This is a genomic window from Streptomyces sp. yr375 (genome assembly GCF_900110755.1).
Classification (GTDB): domain Bacteria; phylum Actinomycetota; class Actinomycetes; order Streptomycetales; family Streptomycetaceae; genus Streptomyces.
This window is the reverse complement of record NZ_FOFF01000018.1, coordinates 106,190-121,673: the sequence shown is the minus strand read 5'-3', so window position 1 is coordinate 121,673 and position 15,484 is coordinate 106,190. Positions and strand designations below refer to the sequence as shown.

The window sequence follows — 15,484 nt, the reverse complement described above, 5'->3', positions numbered from 1 at the left end:
CCCGGCCGGGTCAGCCCGGGCCCGGCAGCGTCACAGCGGGACGATGTCCGGTGCGCCCAGGCGGGCCGCGTCTGCTGTCAGGTCGTCGGGCTGGCGTTGGGACTCGCGTTCGGCCTCCACGCGCTTCTCGTAGTGGCGGACCTCGCGCTCGATGTGGTCCTTGTCCCAGCCGAGGACCGGTGCCATCAGTTCGGCGGCCTCGCGGGCGCTGCGCGTGCCGCGGTCGAAGGTCTCGATGGAGATGCGCGTGCGGCGCGTCAGCACGTCGTCCAGGTGCCGTGCCCCCTCGTGGGAGGCGGCGTAGACGATCTCGGCGCGCAGATAGTCGTCGGCGTACTGGAGCGGCTCGCCGAGCGACGGGTCCACCGCGATGAGGTCCAGCACCTCCTCCGCCATCGCCCCGAAACGGTTCAGCAGATGCTCCACCCGCACCACGTGCAGGCCCGTCCGCGCGGCGATCCGCGCCCGCGCGTTCCACAGCGCCCGGTAGCCCTCCGCGCCCAGCAGCGGCACGTCCTCCGTGACGCAGTCGGCGACGCGCTGGTCGAGGCCGCGCACCGCCTCGTCGGTCGCGTCCTTCGCCATCACCCGGTACGTCGTGTACTTGCCGCCCGCCACGACCACCAGCCCCGGCGCCGGATGCGCGACGGTGTGCTCCCGCGACAGCTTGCTGGTGGCGTCGGACTCGCCGGCCAGCAGCGGCCGTAGCCCCGCGTACACGCCTTCGACGTCGTCCCTGGTCAGCGGTACCGCGAGCACCGAGTTCACATGCTCGAGGAGGTAGTCGATATCGGCGCTGGACGCCGCCGGGTGAGCCTTGTCGAGGTCCCAGTCGGTGTCGGTCGTACCGATGATCCAGTGCCGGCCCCAGGGGATGACGAACAGCACGGACTTCTCGGTGCGCAGGATCAGCCCGGTCGAGGACGAGATCCGGTCCCTCGGCACGACGAGGTGGATGCCCTTGGAGGCGCGGACGTGGAACTGACCGCGCTCCCCCACCATGGCCTGCGTGTCGTCGGTCCACACGCCCGTGGCGTTGACGATCTGCCGGGCGCGGATCTCGTACTCCCCGCCCCCCTCGACGTCCTGCACGCGCGCGCCCACGACCCGCTCGCCCTCGCGCAGAAAACCCGTCACCCGCGCGCGGTTGGCCGCCCTCGCCCCGTAGGACACCGCCGTACGCACGAGGGTGGCGACGAAGCGGGCGTCGTCCATCTGGGCGTCGTAGTACTGCAACGCTCCCACCAGCGCGTCCTTCTTCAAGGCGGGGGCGACGCGCAGCGCGTGACGGCGGGTCAGGTGGCGGTGCGTCGGCAGGCCCCGGCCGTGCCCGCGGGCCATGGACATCGCGTCGTAGAGCGCGACGCCCGAACCGGCGTACAGCCGCTCCCAGCCCTTGTGCTGGAGCGGGTACAGGAAGGGCACCGGCTTCACGAGATGCGGAGCGAGCCGCTCCAGCAGCAGCCCGCGCTCCTTCAGCGCCTCCCGTACGAGGGCGAAGTCGAGCATCTCCAGGTAGCGCAGACCGCCGTGGATCAGCTTGCTGGACCTGCTCGACGTGCCCGACGCCCAGTCGCGCGCCTCGACCAGACCCGTGGACAGGCCGCGCGTCACGGCGTCCAGGGCGGTGCCCGCGCCGACCACGCCCGCTCCCACCACCAGCACGTCCAGTTCGCGCTCGGCCATGGCCGCCAGTGACTCGGCTCGCTGCGCCGGCCCCAGTGTCGCTGTCCTCACCGCTGCCTCCCGCTGTCGGTCGCGCCGGCCGCACCCGTCAGGGCGAGGCCCGGTCCGTAACCCCCATGCCCAGATTCTGACCGTGTTGCCCGACTTCAGCCACCACTCACCCCCAGCCTGTGGACAACTCTCACGGAACCGGAGCGGACCTCCCGGAAAACGGGCCGGTCAGCACCTCGGATCAACACAGCGGATCAGCACCTCGGATCAACACAGCGGATCGACACGGCGGATCGACACGGCGGATCGACCCTGCGGATCGACCCTGCGGATCGACACGGCAGATCAACACAGCCGACCAATCCCACATAACGGTCATATTTACTCCTAGTCTGACATTGCGCTCGCCCATCCTGTCCACAGGGCTTGCGCACCTGTCCCACCTCGGTTACTGGGAAGGACGGCATACGCCATGCCCGCAGATCTCGCCGTCATCGGACTCGGCCCGCTCGGCCTGCCCCTGGCCCAGGCCGCCGTGGCCGCCGGCATCCCCACCATCGGCTACCGCACCGGCCCCGAGGCCGGCTCCCTCAGCCCCGCCGAACTGCGCCGGATGCTCTCGGGGGGCTTCCGGCCCGCCACCAACCCCGCCGAACTGGGCCGGGTGCGCACCGCCGTCATCTGCGCCCCGACCCCGCGCGACGCGGACGGCGGACTCGACCTGAGCCAGGTGGAGGCCGCCGCCCGTACCCTCGCCGGACACCTGCGCCCGCACACCACCGTCATCCTGGAGTCCCCCGTGCACCCCGGGGCGACGGAGGAATTCCTGCGGCCACTCCTGGAGGAGACGTCCGGCCTCCGCGCGGGCCGCGATTTCCACCTCGCCTACTCCCCCAGCCGGGTCGACCCGGGCAGCCGCGCCTTCACCCCGGCCAACACCCCGAAGGTCATCGGCGGACTCACCCCCGCCTGCACCGAGTCCGCCGCCGCGTTCTACAGCCGGCTCACCGACAAGGTGGTACGCGCGCGTGGCCTGCGGGAAGCCGAGACCGTGCAGCTCCTGGAGACCAACTTCCGGCACGTCAACATCGCCCTCGTCAACGAAATGGCCGTCCTCTGCCACGACTTGGGCGTCGACCTGTGGGACGTCGTCCGCTGCGCGGAGACCAAGCCGTTCGGCTTCGAGGCCTTCCGCCCCGGCCCGGGCGTCGGCGGCCACTCCGTCCCCCTGGACCGCACCGGCCACCCCGGCAGCCCCCTGCGCATGGTCGAACTCGCCCAGCAGGTCAACAGCCGCATGCCCCGCTACGTCGTCCAGCGCGCCGCCGCGCTCCTGAACGAGCACGGCAAGTCCGCGCGGGGCGCGCGCGTGCTGCTGCTCGGCGTCACCTACAAGCCCGACCTCGCCGACCAGCAGGGCACCCCCGCGCGCGAGATCGCGATCCGCCTGATGGAACTCGGCGCGGCCGTCAGCTACCACGACCCGCACATCCCGTCCTGGAGCGTCCTGGACCGCCCGGTCCCCCGCGCCGACTCCTTCTACGAGGCCGCCGCCGACGCCGACCTGACGATCCTCCTCCAGCAGCACCGGACGTACGACCTCCAGGGCCTGTCGGTGAAGGCGCAACTGCTGCTGGACACGCGCGGGGCCACTCCCACGGGGGCGGCGCACCGGTTGTGAACCGGGGCGCACGCGACCGACCCGGGCTCCAGGGGCTGGTGGCGCAGGACACGGGCCGCCGGTAACGTACGAAACAGGTGGAGCCCACCGCAGCGGCCACTGCGGCAGGCTCCTGATGGTTCACGGAGTGTCCGCCCCTAATGTGTTTGGGGGCGGCCGCTCACCATCCGAAAAGTCGCAAGATCCACCTCCTCCGGCACTTCACCATCCGAAGACGGATCCGGTCCCAGCGGGTTGGCTTGCGATGGCGTCCCATGGGCGCCCCCTTCCACGACGCCGACCAGTGGCCCGGTGGACGGCTCGTTCAGGAAATCGGGCCGGGCCCCGAGGGCGGGGTCCGGAACGGTGTCCTTGGAAGGGGGCACCCCACACAACTGGGGCGCCGACATGGACGCTACCGCCCGCCACCCCCCTGACCAGCCCTCATCAGCCCCGAACGCACCCGCGCGCCCCCACGCCACACCACACGCCCCAGCGCGCCCGCCCGACCGGCTGCCCGCCCGACCGGCCGCCGGACATACGAGAGGGGCCGGTCACCTCACCCAAGTGAGCTGACCGGCCCCTCTCGACCGTCTAAGGGACGACCGTCTAAGGGACTACCGCCGGTGTACCGAGTCCGCCACCGTGACCTCGACGCGCTGGAACTCCTTCAGCTCGCTGTAGCCGGTGGTGGCCATGGCGCGGCGCAGGGCGCCGAAGAGGTTCATCGAGCCGTCGGGCGTGTGCGAGGGGCCCGTCAGGACCTCCTCGAGGGTGCCGACCGTGCCGAGGTCGACCTTCTTGCCGCGCGGCAGCTCCTCGTTGACGGCCTCCATGCCCCAGTGGTGGCCACGGCCCGGCGCGTCGGTCGCGCGCGCGAGCGGGGAGCCCATCATCACCGAGTCGGCGCCGCAGGCGATCGCCTTGGCCAGGTCGCCGGACCAGCCGACGCCGCCGTCCGCAATCACGTGCACGTACCGGCCGCCGGACTCGTCCATGTAGTCGCGGCGGGCCGCCGCCACGTCCGCGACCGCGGTCGCCATCGGGACCTGGATGCCCAGCACGTTGCGCGTGGTGTGCGCCGCGCCGCCGCCGAAGCCGACCAGGACGCCCGCCGCGCCCGTACGCATCAGGTGCAGGGCCGCCGTGTAGGTGGCGCAGCCGCCGACGATCACCGGGACGTCGAGCTCGTAGATGAACTGCTTCAGGTTCAGCGGCTCGTGCGAACCGGAGACGTGCTCCGCCGAGACCGTCGTACCGCGGATGACGAAGATGTCCACGCCCGCGTCGACGACGGCCTTGGAGAACTGGGCCGTGCGCTGCGGGGAGAGCGCGGCGGCGGTGACCACGCCCGAGTCGCGCACCTCCTTGATGCGCTGCCCGATCAGCTCCTCCTTGATGGGGGCCGCGTAGATCTCCTGGAGGCGGCGGGTCGCGGTGTCCGCGTCCAGCCCGACGATCTCGTCGAGCAGCGGCTGCGGGTCCTCGTGCCGCGTCCACAGGCCCTCTAGGTTGAGGACGCCGAGGCCGCCGAGCTCGCCGATACGGATCGCGGTGGCCGGGGAGACGACCGAGTCCATGGGCGCGGCCAGGAAGGGCAGCTCGAAGCGGTAGGCGTCGATCTGCCAGGCGATCGAGACCTCCTTCGGGTCCCGCGTACGGCGGCTGGGGACGACGGCGATGTCGTCGAAGGCGTACGCCCGGCGGCCGCGCTTGCCGCGCCCGATCTCGATCTCAGTCACGTGTGTGGCCTTTCCCTGGTGCGTTCAGCGTCTTCCAGTATCGCCGACGGGTACGACAAAGGGGCCACGGAGTGTCTCCGGGACCCCTTGCCGAACAGCTCACGCGCGCGTGGGCGTCACTTGCTGCTGTAGTTCGGTGCCTCGACCGTCATCTGGATGTCGTGCGGGTGGCTTTCCTTGAGGCCCGCGGAGGTGATCCGGACGAAGCGGCCCTTGGACTCCATCTCCTCGATGGTGGCGGCGCCCACATAGCCCATGGTCTGGCGCAGACCGCCGACGAGCTGGTGCAGCACGTTGCCGAGCGGGCCGCGGTAGGGCACCTGGCCCTCGATGCCCTCGGGGACGAGCTTGTCGTCGGCGGCGACCTCGGCCTGGAAGTAGCGGTCCTTGGAGTACGACTTGCCCTGGCCGCGCGACTGCATGGCACCGAGCGAGCCCATGCCGCGGTACGACTTGAACTGCTTGCCGTTGATGAACTGCAGCTCGCCCGGCGACTCCTCGCAGCCCGCGAGCAGCGAGCCCAGCATCACCGCGTCGGCGCCGGCGGCGAGCGCCTTGCCGATGTCGCCGGAGTACTGCAGGCCGCCGTCGCCGATCAGCGGGACGCCGGCCGCGCGGGCGGCGAGGGACGCCTCGTAGATGGCGGTGACCTGCGGGACGCCGATGCCGGCGACCACGCGGGTGGTGCAGATCGAGCCGGGGCCGACCCCGACCTTGATGCCGTCGACGCCGGCGTCGATCAGGGCCTGGGCGCCGTCACGGGTGGCGACGTTGCCGCCGATCACGTCGACGCGGACGCTCGACTTGATCTTCGACATCCAGCTCAGCGCGTTGCTGTTGTGGCCGTGCGAGGTGTCGACGACCAGGAAGTCCACGCCGGCCTCGGCGAGGGCCTGGGCGCGCTCCAGCGCCTCGGGGCTGGCGCCCACGGCCGCGCCGACGAGGAGGCGGCCCTCGCCGTCCTTGGCGGCCCGGGGGTACTGCTCGGCCTTGACGAAGTCCTTGACGGTGATGAGGCCCTTGAGGACGCCCGCCGCGTCGACCAGGGGAAGCTTCTCGATCTTGTGGCGGCGCAGCAGCTCCATGGCGTCCGTGCCGGAGATGCCGACGTGCCCGGTGACCAGCGGCATCGGCGTCATGACCTCGCGCACCTGACGGCTGCGGTCGGACTCGAAGGCCATGTCACGGTTGGTGACGATGCCGAGCAGCTTGCCCGCCGGGTCCGTGACGGGGACGCCGCTGATGCGGAACTTGGCGCACAGGGCGTCGGCCTCGGTGAGCGTCGCGTCCGGGTGCACCGTGATGGGGTCGCTGACCATGCCGGACTCGGAGCGCTTCACGAGGTCGACCTGGTTGACCTGGTCCTCGATGGACAGGTTGCGGTGCAGCACGCCGACACCGCCCTGGCGGGCCATCGCGATCGCCATCCGGGATTCGGTGACCTTGTCCATCGCCGCCGACAGCAGCGGGATGTTGACGCGGACGTTGCGCGAGATGCGGGACGAGGTGTCGACCGCGTTGGGGAGCACCTCGGATGCGCCCGGCAGCAGCAGCACGTCGTCGTAGGTGAGCCCGAGGGTCGCGAATTTTCCGGGCACTCCGTCGACGTTGGCAGTCATGACACCTTCCCCAAATGGCCTTGATCGGTGCGGATGTCCATGCTAACGGGAAGCGCACCTCCCGAATTCCACGGTCGAGTGCGACTGCGGGCTTCGTATGTTCGTACGGAATCGGGGGTCGGCCTGTTCACCTGAGGCCGAAACCGAAGGGGGCGCAGGAGCCTCGGGAGCCGCTACTGCTCGGCGAGCGCCCGCAGCCTGTTCAGTGCGCGGTGCTGGGCCACGCGGACCGCGCCGGGTGACATTCCCAACATCTGGCCGGTCTCCTCGGCGGTGAGGCCCACTGCGATGCGCAACAGGAGCAGTTCCCGCTGGTTCTCGGGGAGGTTGGCCAGGAGTTTCTTGGCCCATTCGGCGTCACTGCTGAGCAGGGCGCGCTCCTCGGGGCCGAGGGAGTCGTCGGGCCGCTCGGGCATCTCGTCCGACGGCACCGCCGTCGAACCGGGGTGGCGCATGGCGGCGCGCTGCAGGTCGGCGACCTTGTGGGCGGCGATGGCGAAGACGAAGGCCTCGAAGGGCCTGCCGGTGTCCCGGTAGCGGGGCAGGGCCAGCAGGACGGCCACGCAGACCTCCTGCGCGAGATCCTCCACGAAGTGGCGGGCGTCGCCGGGCAGCCGGGACAGCCGGGTGCGGCAGTAGCGCAGCGCCAGCGGGTGGACGTGGGCCAGCAAGTCGTGGGTGGCCTGCTCGTCGCCGTCCACGGCGCGATGGACGAGTGCCCCGATCGTCCCCACGGCAGTGACCGCCTCGTCATCGCGCATCGGTCCATGGTGCACTGCGGCCGGAGTGGCCGCGGCACCGTGCCCGTCGTTGTGCACCGAAGCGTTATGAGCAGGTGCGCCGGCACTCATCCGCAGCGCCCTCCCCTTCCGCTCGACCGACTCGTCCCCGAGGAACTCCACACCTCAAGGATGCGGCATCCGCGGCGAAACGAGCAGCGGGCACCCGGCGAGGTGCTGTGCCGCTCCCGCTCGCCGTGCGGCGGGAGGGGGGCTCGCCCGGCCTCCGGACCGCGTCTGAGCAGGGAGGTTCGCCCATGAGCCCGCTCTCCTCACTGAATGACCGACGTCACCCCGAACCGGTCCGATCCGCCGGACGGCCCAGGACCTGTCCGGCTTCGGACCGGTCCTGGCCACGGGGCCGGGCGGGCGGGAACGGTCCTAACGGACCAGTCCCCACCGGAAGCCGAGCGCCACCGCGTGCGCGCGGTCCGAGGCGCCGAGCTTCTTGAACAGCCGTCGGGCGTGCGTCTTGACGGTGTCCTCGGAGAGGAACAGCTCACGGCCGATCTCCGCGTTGGAGCGGCCGTGGCTCATGCCCTCGAGGACCTGGATCTCGCGCGCGGTGAGCGTGGGCGCCGCGCCCATCTCGGCCGAGCGCAGCCGGCGCGGGGCGAGCCGCCACGTCGGGTCGGCGAGGGCCTGGGTGACGGTCGCGCGCAGCTCCGCGCGCGAGGCGTCCTTGTGCAGGTAGCCGCGGGCGCCGGCGGCGACCGCGAGGGCGACGCCGTCGAGGTCCTCGGCGACGGTCAGCATGATGATGCGTGCCCCGGGGTCGGCGGACAGCAGCCGCCGTACGGTCTCGACGCCGCCCAGTCCGGGCATGCGTACGTCCATCAGAATCAGGTCCGAGCGGTCGGCACCCCAGCGGCGGAGGACTTCCTCGCCGTTGGCCGCCGTCGTCACGCGCTCGACACCGGGCACGGTCGCGACCGCGCGGCGGAGCGCCTCTCGGGCAAGCGGGGAGTCGTCGCAGACGAGGACGGAAGTCATGGCCGCCCTCCGCAGCTGATGCGCGTCACCTTGTGCCTCCAGGCTGTTACGAATCGTCACCTGTGCGGTCGACCTCTCGGACGCCTGCCCGAGCGTTTTGTGTTTCCAACCGCCACCGCACTCTCAACGACGGTCACTCGAAAGAGTTACGGGGCCGCATGCATTCTTCGGCACTCTACGTGAGGGCACGGACACAGAGGAGTCAGCCACACAGACCCTCAAGCTTTCATCACAACCCATGCCCCATTCAGCCCTATTTCTTCCCTTTTGCTGGTGTCTGAGGCTAGATTCGCAATGAGTCATATTTTCATCTCCTTAGATCGTAGTTGTACGGTCGTGGGCACCGTATCCGCTCAGAACGGCTACAAGGGGTCACGCAATGGCAGATTTCTCCCGCCTTCCCGGACCGAACGCGGACCTGTGGGACTGGCAGCTCCTGGCTGCCTGCCGCGGGGTGGACAGTTCGCTCTTCTTCCATCCAGAGGGTGAGCGCGGGGCGGCTCGGAGCGCTCGAGAGAACTCGGCCAAGGAGGTCTGCATGAGGTGCCCGGTCCGCGCGCAGTGCGCGGCGCACGCACTGGCCGTACGCGAGCCGTACGGCGTGTGGGGCGGGCTGACCGAGGACGAGCGCGAGGAGCTCATGGGGCGGGCGCGCAACCGCCTCGTGACGGCGTCGTCGGGCGCGAGAGACGCCGCTTCGAACACATGAAGGAACGTTTCTCCGTTTTCTCGCGCTTCCTGACGCTTCCTACTGGCGCGCCGCCGCCTGGCCCAACTGCTCCAGCGTGGCCGCCACCGCCGGCACCTGGGCCAGGTCGGGCAGGGTGAGGGCGACGATCTCCCGCCGCACCGCCGGTTCCAGCGTCACCGCGCGGGCGCCACGGGGTCGTACGGAGTCGATCGCGAGCTGGGGCAGGACGGCGACGCCGAGGCCGGCGCCCACCAGGCCGACCACCGCCGGGTAGTCGTCGGTCGCGAAGTCGATGCGTGGTGTGAAGCCCGCGCTCTCGCACACCTGGACCAGTTGGCCGCGGCAGCGCGGGCAGCCGGCGATCCACGGCTCGGCGGCGAGGTCGCCGATGGCCACGGCCGGCGCGCCGGCCAGCCGGTGCCGCTCCGGTACGAGGGCGACGAGGCGGTCCGTCAGCAGGGGCCGTACGACGAGGTCGTCCCACTCCTCGGCGGCCGGGGCGCCGCCCGGCACGCGCGCGTAGCGGAACGCGAGGGCGATGTCGCAGTCGCCCTCGCGGAGCAGTTCGACGGAGCGCGGCGGTTCGGCCTCCTCCAGGGAGACCCGGGTGCCGGGGTGGGCGGCGCGCAGGGCGGCGAGGGCGGTGGGGACGAGGGTGGAGCTGCCGCTGGGGAAGGAGACCAGGCGGACCCGGCCGGCCCGTAGGCCCGCGATGGCGGCGACCTCCTCCTCGGCGGCGGTCAGCCCGGCGAGGATGCCGGCCGCGTGCCGGACGAGGGCCTCGCCCGCCTGGGTCAGCCGCATCGCGCGTCCGCCGCGGACCAGCAGGGGCGTGCCGACGGACGCCTCCAGGGCCTTCATCTGCTGGCTGACGGCCGGCTGGGTGCAGCCCAGCTCGCGCCCGGCCGCCGAGAAGGATCCGGTGACGGCCACAGCACGCAGAACGCGGAGATGACGGGCCTCGATCATGCCGGTGAGCATAAGTGAGGCTTGGGTGGGGGCGCGAATAGTGCGGCGGCACTTTTAGGCGAAGTCCGGGGGAGGTGGGGAGGTAAGGGGAGGGGTCCGGGTGAGATCAGGGGCGAAGTCTGGGGTGGCCTACGGGGTCACGTACGGGGTGATGGATGGGGTGACGTGCGGGGTCGGGTCCGGGGTGCGGGCCGGGGTGCTCACTGTTTCTTCATCTTTGGGAGGGCGCGTGCAGGGAGCGGACGCATGGACTCCGGGTCACTAACCTTCTGCCATGACAACGGCTCTCATTACGGGTTCGACCGCGGGCATCGGTGCCGCGTTCGCGCGCAGACTGGCGGCGGACGGGCACGATCTCGTCCTCGTGGCACGGGACACCAAGCGGCTGCACGAGCAGGCGACCGAGTTGCACGACCGGCACGGCATCGAGGCCGAGGTGCTGACGGCCGACCTCGCGACGGACGACGGCATCGAGACGGTGACCGCCCGGCTCGGCGACCGCAAGAACCCCGTCGACCTGTTGATCAACAACGCCGGCTTCGGCAACAAGGGCCGCTACCTCGACGTGTCCATGGCCGACGAGCTGAAGATGCTCAAGGTGCACTGCGAGGCCGTGCTGCGGCTGACGTCCGCTGCGGCGACGTCGATGCGGGCGCGCGGGCGCGGGGGCGTCGTCAACGTGGCGTCGGTGGCGGCGTTCGTGCCGCGTGGGACGTACGGGGCGTCCAAGGCGTGGGTCGTGCAGTTCACGCAGGGCGCTGCGAAGGACCTGGCGGGCACCGGGGTGCGGCTGATGGCGCTGTGCCCGGGGTTCGTGCGCACGGAGTTCCACGAGCGGGCCGGGATGGGCACGGACAACATCCCGGGGTGGCTGTGGCTGGACGCGGACAAACTGGTCGCGGCGGCGCTGGAGGATCTGGCGCGCGGGCGGTCGCTGTCGATCCCCGACCCGCGCTACAAGGCGCTGATGGGGGTGGTGAAGGTGATGCCGCGGGCGCTGCTGGGCGGGATCAGCTCGAAGACGGGGCGCAAGTACGGGCCGCGGTGAGCGTTCTGGCGGTGGGCAGGTGACGTCGGCGCTCCGGTGGGAGGATGGGCGTGACGGGGACCGGACCCAGGGGGGCCGGAGGCGGCGTCATGACGTTCGTACAGCTCATCGACTGCAGGACCAACCGGTTCGACGAGATGGACCGGCTGATGGACACATGGGTCGAACAGACCAAGGGGAAGCGGACGGCGACGCACGCGGTGGTCGGCAAGGACCGTTCCGACGCCTCGCACTTCATCGAGATCGTGGAGTTCCCGTCGTACGAGGAGGCGATGCGGAACTCGAACCTTCCGGAGACCGGCAAGGTCTTCCAGGAACTGGTGGCGCTGTGCGACGAGATGCCGACCTTCACCGATCTCGACGTCGTACGCGACGACACGCTGTACGCGAGCACCGCGCGGCGGTTCTTCGACGCGATCGCCATGCACGGCGAACTGCCGCCGCTCGACGGGCTGATCGCCCAGGACTACCACGACCATGATCCGTCCAACGAGCAGGACACCATGGGCATGGACGCGATGCGGCGCGAGGTCGAGATGTGGCGGGCCGGCTTCGACTTCGCGTTCCGGATCGAGGACCAGATCTGCCAGGACGACCGCGTGTGCACCCGGTGGACCTGGAACGGCACCCACAAGGGCGACTTCATGGGGATCCCGGCGACCGGCCGGAACGTGACCATGACCGGGACGACGATCCACCGCTGCACGGCGGACGGGAAGATCGCCGAGGCCTGGTGGGAGTACGACCGACTCGGGCTGATGGGGCAGTTGGGGGCGTTGGACGCGCTGGAGATCTGAAGCAGGGACGCACAGACCGCCCGCAAGGGGAGAAGCCCCCGTTCCTTGTCGGAACGGGGGCTGCTTCCGGAGCTGGGTGTCTCGGGACAAGTGACATGGCCCGCGGCGGCCGTCCTCGCCGGCGTCGCGGCCGTCAGCTTCACGTGGGCCTTCCCGCCTTTCCTGCGCAGGGGCCGAACGGCTGGCGGTACCTGGCGTGATCGATCGACCCCACCCTGTTGTCGTACGGATCACCGATCCAGCAGTCGTAGGTGACTTCGTTGTGTTCGTCCATCCAAGGCCCGGATCAGCAGGTTCCGCACGCTGGAGGATGGTGTTCATGCAGGGATGGAAGAGAAGTGCCGTCATCACCGGTTGTCTGGTGCTCGTCGTGGCGACGGTCGCGAGCTGGGTGCTGGCGGACCTCGACACCGCCGGGCAGGTGGCAAGCGTCATCGGGTGCGTCACCGGAATCGCGGGGCTGCTCGTCGCCCTGCTCGGTAGTCCCGCCACAAACGCAACCGGTGCCGCCCGACGGGCCGTGCGTACGGGCAGGGCCGTCACCACCGACGGTGGCAGGGCGAACACCGGCGTCGCATCCCGAACCGGAGGTGAGGCCGAGGACACCGGGGACGCCAGTAGCCACGGAGGCAAGGCGAACACCGGCGTCAGCGACGACTTCTGAGGAGCACTCTCGATGGCAGGACGACGCCCTGGAAAGACGCCTTGGCGTGTATCGCACACCGGCCCGGCCGAGACCGAGTCCGGCGTGGCCAACTCCGGAATTCTCTTCATCGCCAAGCAGGTCCAACACTTAGGCGCTCCCGCACCGGAGTCGCTGGAGGACTGGCTGCGCAAAGCGGCCGAAGTAGTGGCCCGTCAGGCGTACCGGGACGGCACGGAACAAGAACAACTGCGCAGAGTCTCGACTCCTCCGCCCATCCAGTTACGTTTCACCGCCGCACCCTGCGATCTCGTCGCGCAGCAGGCCAACATCGTCGGTACAGGGCTCGGCGAGGCCGTTCCTCAGCAACTGGAGTTAGCCGGGCGACTCGACGCCATCGAGGACGTCTACCGACGCACGAGCGGCAGACTGGTCATTCTCGGGGAACGCGGCTCGGGTAAATCGGTGGTGGCCCAGCGGCTGGCCCTGATGCTGCTCGACTCCCGGCGACCTGAACAGGACCCTGTTCCCATCGTCTTCCGTCTGCATGACTGGGACCCCGACACAGCGCTGAGGGACTTCCTCGTCGCGTCCCTTGCTCAGGCTTACAACATGGACGCCACCGGCCCCGGCGGGGTGCGGCTGGCCGAGGCTCTCGTTGACGAGGGATGGATCCTCCCTGTCCTCGACGGCTTCGACGAGATCTCGCCCGGCCTGTACAAGGACGCCCTGAAGGAGTTGAGTGAAACGTCGATGCCGCTGGTGATCACCAGCACCACCGATGCCTACGCCCGAACCGTGCGTGGGAGCCGCACGCTGGCTCGTGCCGCTGTCATCGTCCTGACGCCTCTCACACCGGACGACCTCCGTCTCTATCTGCCGAGGACAGCCCAGACCGAGTCCTCGGCCACCCACTGGGCCTCGTTGTTCGCCGCCCGCTCGGAAGCCAACGACGGCCTCGTGGCCAACCCCGTCGAACAGGCGCTCTCCACCCCGCTGATGGTCGGCCTCGCCCGGAGCATCTACAGCGACGGTGGGCAGAACCCCGAGATCCTGTTCGACACCAGACAGTTCCCCACCTCGTCAGCAGTCGAGAACCACCTGCTGGACCGATTCGTTCCCGCTGTCTACGAACGTCGCGGCGCATGGCGTACCGAGAACGCCATGCGCTGGCTCGGCTATCTCGCCCAGCGACCGGGCCGTAGGGACATCGCATGGTGGGACCTGGCCGACGCCGTGCCCAAAGCTCAGCGAAGCCTTGCCTTCGCCGTCCCGGCGGCACTGCTCGGAGCGGTCACGGGCTGGCTGACCTTCGGAACCAGCGGCGGGACCGCGGGAGTCGCGGCACTGCTGCTGTTGCTAGGCACCCTGACCGGACGGTCCCGAAGTCCCGTCCCGGCACGGATGGCGCTCCGCGTGTCGGGCCGGGCACGGCATGTCCTGACTCAACTGGCTGTCGGACCGATCGGAGGTCTCGCCGTCGCACTGATCGGGCATCCGATGGTGCAGGAATGGGGCTGGCTCTCGCTGGCCCTCGCCGGCGGAACGGCAAGCGGTCTGGGCGGACTGCTTTCCGGTTTGGCACGGCTCAAGGACCCGGATGCCGAGGTACGCCCCCTGCGGCGGGAGGTCGGGCTAGCAATGGTCGGTGGCAGCGCGGGCGGACTCGCGGTCGGCAGCGTCTGCCTGCTCGCCCGTCTGCCCGCGCCCACCGGGTCGTACCGCGTCTGGGTGAGCCTCGGGTTCGCCATCGGGCTGGCCTTCGCCCTGGGAGCCGCTCTGCTCGCGCCCACCCGTTTGGACACCGTCGTCACACCTCAGGCGCTCCTGTGGTCCAACCGCCGGTACGCCCTGTTCCAGACGGTGACCGTCGGCACCGCCTACGGGCTGGTTCCGGGAGTATTGACCGACCCCGTGGCCGGACTCGTGTGCGGACCCGCGGTCGGAATCGCGTTCGGTGTCGGGGCCCACTCCTGGGGTCGGTGGCTTATTGTCGTCCGCTTCTGGCTGCCCTTGACCGGCAAGCTGCCCTGGCGGGTCCGGGCCTTTCTGGACGACGCCCACCAGCGTGGGGTGCTGCGACAGGCCGGAGCCGTTTATGCGTTCCGCCACGGCCGTATCCAGGACAACCTGGCCGCACGCTACACCGCAGACCGCGCCAACCGCCTCTGGCCGGACGCGAGTACGGCCGCCGCGCTCCGGCCGTCCGACGTGTGAGGAACGCGTTCCCGTATCCGTGATGGCGTAGGCAGAGCGAGTTCGGATGATCCGTGCCTCCACAGCCGACCAAACAGCTTCGGTCTACTCACCGAACCTACGACGACTCGTTCCCTGTCCCGATCGAACCCCCGGACGTCAGCCGGCCACCCTCCTGGGGACCCCGCCCTTGCGGCCCACGTTGAACGCGATGCGGTAGACGTCAGGCACGTCGATACGGCCGTCACGACGGCGCCGCATGACGCCCAGGGAAATCAGCTCCTCGATGAGAAGGGCCGGATCTTCCGGATGACGCGGGCCGGTGCGCACCAGGGTGTCGTCCTGCGGGTCACTCGGCACGTACCTCTCGGCCTCTTTGACCAGCCGCCTCGGACTGCCAGCCGCCGGTGAGTTGCCGGAAACGGCCCGCGCGGTCGCCGTCGTCGTTGCCCGAACAATGGCGTCCTTGTAGTGCCTAAGGGCCGCGTGGGCGTAGTGGCGCTCTGCTGGATTCACCGACACCCGACGGATCATGGAGCGCGCATGACCTGAATGGCTTGCCGTGCCAGCATCGAGTGGAAGTGAGTGGCGTACGCGCAGAACGGCGGCCGTTCCGATGCGGGACGGCGATCCCCACACCGTCGGTGAGCTCGGCGACCATCGGCGTGGT

Annotated in this window: 13 protein-coding genes; 6 read left to right on the top strand and 7 right to left on the bottom strand. The window is 70.2% G+C overall.

Annotated features, from left to right (window positions below):
- Positions 1 to 30 precede the first annotated feature (30 nt).
- The gene (locus tag BMZ82_RS19755) at positions 31 to 1,737 is read right to left on the bottom strand and encodes a glycerol-3-phosphate dehydrogenase/oxidase (RefSeq protein WP_093777520.1); all 1,707 of its coding nucleotides are present in this window, start codon (positions 1,735 to 1,737) and stop codon (positions 31 to 33) included.
- Between the two features lie 412 nt (positions 1,738 to 2,149).
- Here BMZ82_RS19755 and BMZ82_RS19750 point away from each other — a divergent pair, with 412 nt between their 5' ends.
- Positions 2,150 to 3,358, top strand: a complete 1,209-nt coding sequence (locus tag BMZ82_RS19750) for a nucleotide sugar dehydrogenase (RefSeq protein ID WP_093777518.1) — start codon at positions 2,150 to 2,152, stop codon at positions 3,356 to 3,358.
- A 596-nt stretch (positions 3,359 to 3,954) separates the two neighbouring features.
- On the opposite strand, the gene BMZ82_RS19745 is transcribed toward BMZ82_RS19750, so the two are convergent.
- The 4 genes from BMZ82_RS19745 to BMZ82_RS19730 all read right to left on the bottom strand — a co-directional run bounded on the left by BMZ82_RS19745 (position 3,955) and on the right by BMZ82_RS19730 (position 8,470).
- Positions 3,955 to 5,079 carry a GuaB3 family IMP dehydrogenase-related protein gene (locus BMZ82_RS19745; RefSeq protein ID WP_093777516.1) on the bottom strand — a complete coding sequence of 375 codons (1,125 nt, stop codon included), beginning with the start codon at positions 5,077 to 5,079 and terminating at the stop codon, positions 3,955 to 3,957.
- Positions 5,080 to 5,195: 116 nt separating this feature from the next.
- Positions 5,196 to 6,698, bottom strand: a complete 1,503-nt coding sequence (gene guaB, locus BMZ82_RS19740) for an IMP dehydrogenase (protein ID WP_093777514.1) — start codon at positions 6,696 to 6,698, stop codon at positions 5,196 to 5,198.
- Between the two features lie 173 nt (positions 6,699 to 6,871).
- Positions 6,872 to 7,459 carry a sigma-70 family RNA polymerase sigma factor gene (locus tag BMZ82_RS19735; RefSeq protein ID WP_093777512.1) on the bottom strand — a complete coding sequence of 196 codons (588 nt, stop codon included), beginning with the start codon at positions 7,457 to 7,459 and terminating at the stop codon, positions 6,872 to 6,874.
- A gap of 399 nt (positions 7,460 to 7,858) precedes the next feature.
- Complete coding sequence (locus tag BMZ82_RS19730; RefSeq protein ID WP_003948568.1) at positions 7,859 to 8,470, bottom strand: response regulator transcription factor; 612 nt, start codon at positions 8,468 to 8,470, stop codon at positions 7,859 to 7,861.
- Between the two features lie 379 nt (positions 8,471 to 8,849).
- On the opposite strand from BMZ82_RS19730, the gene BMZ82_RS19725 reads away from it, so the two are divergent.
- Positions 8,850 to 9,179 (top strand): WhiB family transcriptional regulator, encoded by a 330-nt coding sequence (locus BMZ82_RS19725; protein WP_093777510.1) that lies wholly within the window; start codon positions 8,850 to 8,852, stop codon positions 9,177 to 9,179.
- Positions 9,180 to 9,218: 39 nt separating this feature from the next.
- Here the strand turns inward: BMZ82_RS19725 and BMZ82_RS19720 are convergent, their stop codons facing one another.
- The gene (locus tag BMZ82_RS19720) at positions 9,219 to 10,130 is read right to left on the bottom strand and encodes a LysR family transcriptional regulator (RefSeq protein ID WP_093777576.1); all 912 of its coding nucleotides are present in this window, start codon (positions 10,128 to 10,130) and stop codon (positions 9,219 to 9,221) included.
- A 274-nt stretch (positions 10,131 to 10,404) separates the two neighbouring features.
- Here BMZ82_RS19720 and BMZ82_RS19715 point away from each other — a divergent pair, with 274 nt between their 5' ends.
- The 4 genes from BMZ82_RS19715 to BMZ82_RS19700 all read left to right on the top strand — a co-directional run bounded on the left by BMZ82_RS19715 (position 10,405) and on the right by BMZ82_RS19700 (position 14,835).
- Complete coding sequence (locus BMZ82_RS19715) at positions 10,405 to 11,178, top strand: SDR family NAD(P)-dependent oxidoreductase (RefSeq protein ID WP_093777508.1); 774 nt, start codon at positions 10,405 to 10,407, stop codon at positions 11,176 to 11,178.
- Positions 11,179 to 11,267: 89 nt separating this feature from the next.
- The gene (locus tag BMZ82_RS19710; RefSeq protein WP_093777506.1) at positions 11,268 to 11,975 is read left to right on the top strand and encodes an ester cyclase; all 708 of its coding nucleotides are present in this window, start codon (positions 11,268 to 11,270) and stop codon (positions 11,973 to 11,975) included.
- A 319-nt stretch (positions 11,976 to 12,294) separates the two neighbouring features.
- On the top strand, positions 12,295 to 12,639 hold the full coding sequence (locus BMZ82_RS40765; protein WP_177244564.1) for a hypothetical protein: 345 nt from the start codon (positions 12,295 to 12,297) through the stop codon (positions 12,637 to 12,639).
- A gap of 12 nt (positions 12,640 to 12,651) precedes the next feature.
- Positions 12,652 to 14,835, top strand: a complete 2,184-nt coding sequence (locus BMZ82_RS19700) for an NACHT domain-containing protein (RefSeq protein WP_093777502.1) — start codon at positions 12,652 to 12,654, stop codon at positions 14,833 to 14,835.
- 138 nt (positions 14,836 to 14,973) lie between these two features.
- Here the strand turns inward: BMZ82_RS19700 and BMZ82_RS40255 are convergent, their stop codons facing one another.
- A complete protein-coding gene (locus BMZ82_RS40255; protein ID WP_143098878.1) occupies positions 14,974 to 15,348 on the bottom strand; it encodes a hypothetical protein in 375 nt (124 codons plus the stop codon).
- Positions 15,349 to 15,484: the final 136 nt, after the last annotated feature.

Excerpts from the sequence above, each read along its gene's own strand:
- BMZ82_RS40765 (WP_177244564.1), top strand. The coding sequence starts at position 12,295 with ATGCAGGGATGGAAGAGAAGTGCCGTCATCACCGGTTGTCTGGTGCTC.
- BMZ82_RS19715 (WP_093777508.1), top strand. The coding sequence starts at position 10,405 with ATGACAACGGCTCTCATTACGGGTTCGACCGCGGGCATCGGTGCCGCG.
- guaB (WP_093777514.1), bottom strand. The coding sequence starts at position 6,698 with ATGACTGCCAACGTCGACGGAGTGCCCGGAAAATTCGCGACCCTCGGG.
- BMZ82_RS19725 (WP_093777510.1), top strand. The coding sequence starts at position 8,850 with ATGGCAGATTTCTCCCGCCTTCCCGGACCGAACGCGGACCTGTGGGAC.
- BMZ82_RS19700 (WP_093777502.1), top strand. The coding sequence starts at position 12,652 with ATGGCAGGACGACGCCCTGGAAAGACGCCTTGGCGTGTATCGCACACC.
- BMZ82_RS19710 (WP_093777506.1), top strand. The coding sequence starts at position 11,268 with ATGACGTTCGTACAGCTCATCGACTGCAGGACCAACCGGTTCGACGAG.
- BMZ82_RS19735 (WP_093777512.1), bottom strand. The coding sequence starts at position 7,459 with ATGCGCGATGACGAGGCGGTCACTGCCGTGGGGACGATCGGGGCACTC.
- BMZ82_RS40255 (WP_143098878.1), bottom strand. The coding sequence starts at position 15,348 with ATGATCCGTCGGGTGTCGGTGAATCCAGCAGAGCGCCACTACGCCCAC.
- BMZ82_RS19730 (WP_003948568.1), bottom strand. The coding sequence starts at position 8,470 with ATGACTTCCGTCCTCGTCTGCGACGACTCCCCGCTTGCCCGAGAGGCG.
- BMZ82_RS19720 (WP_093777576.1), bottom strand. The coding sequence starts at position 10,130 with ATGATCGAGGCCCGTCATCTCCGCGTTCTGCGTGCTGTGGCCGTCACC.
- BMZ82_RS19750 (WP_093777518.1), top strand. The coding sequence starts at position 2,150 with ATGCCCGCAGATCTCGCCGTCATCGGACTCGGCCCGCTCGGCCTGCCC.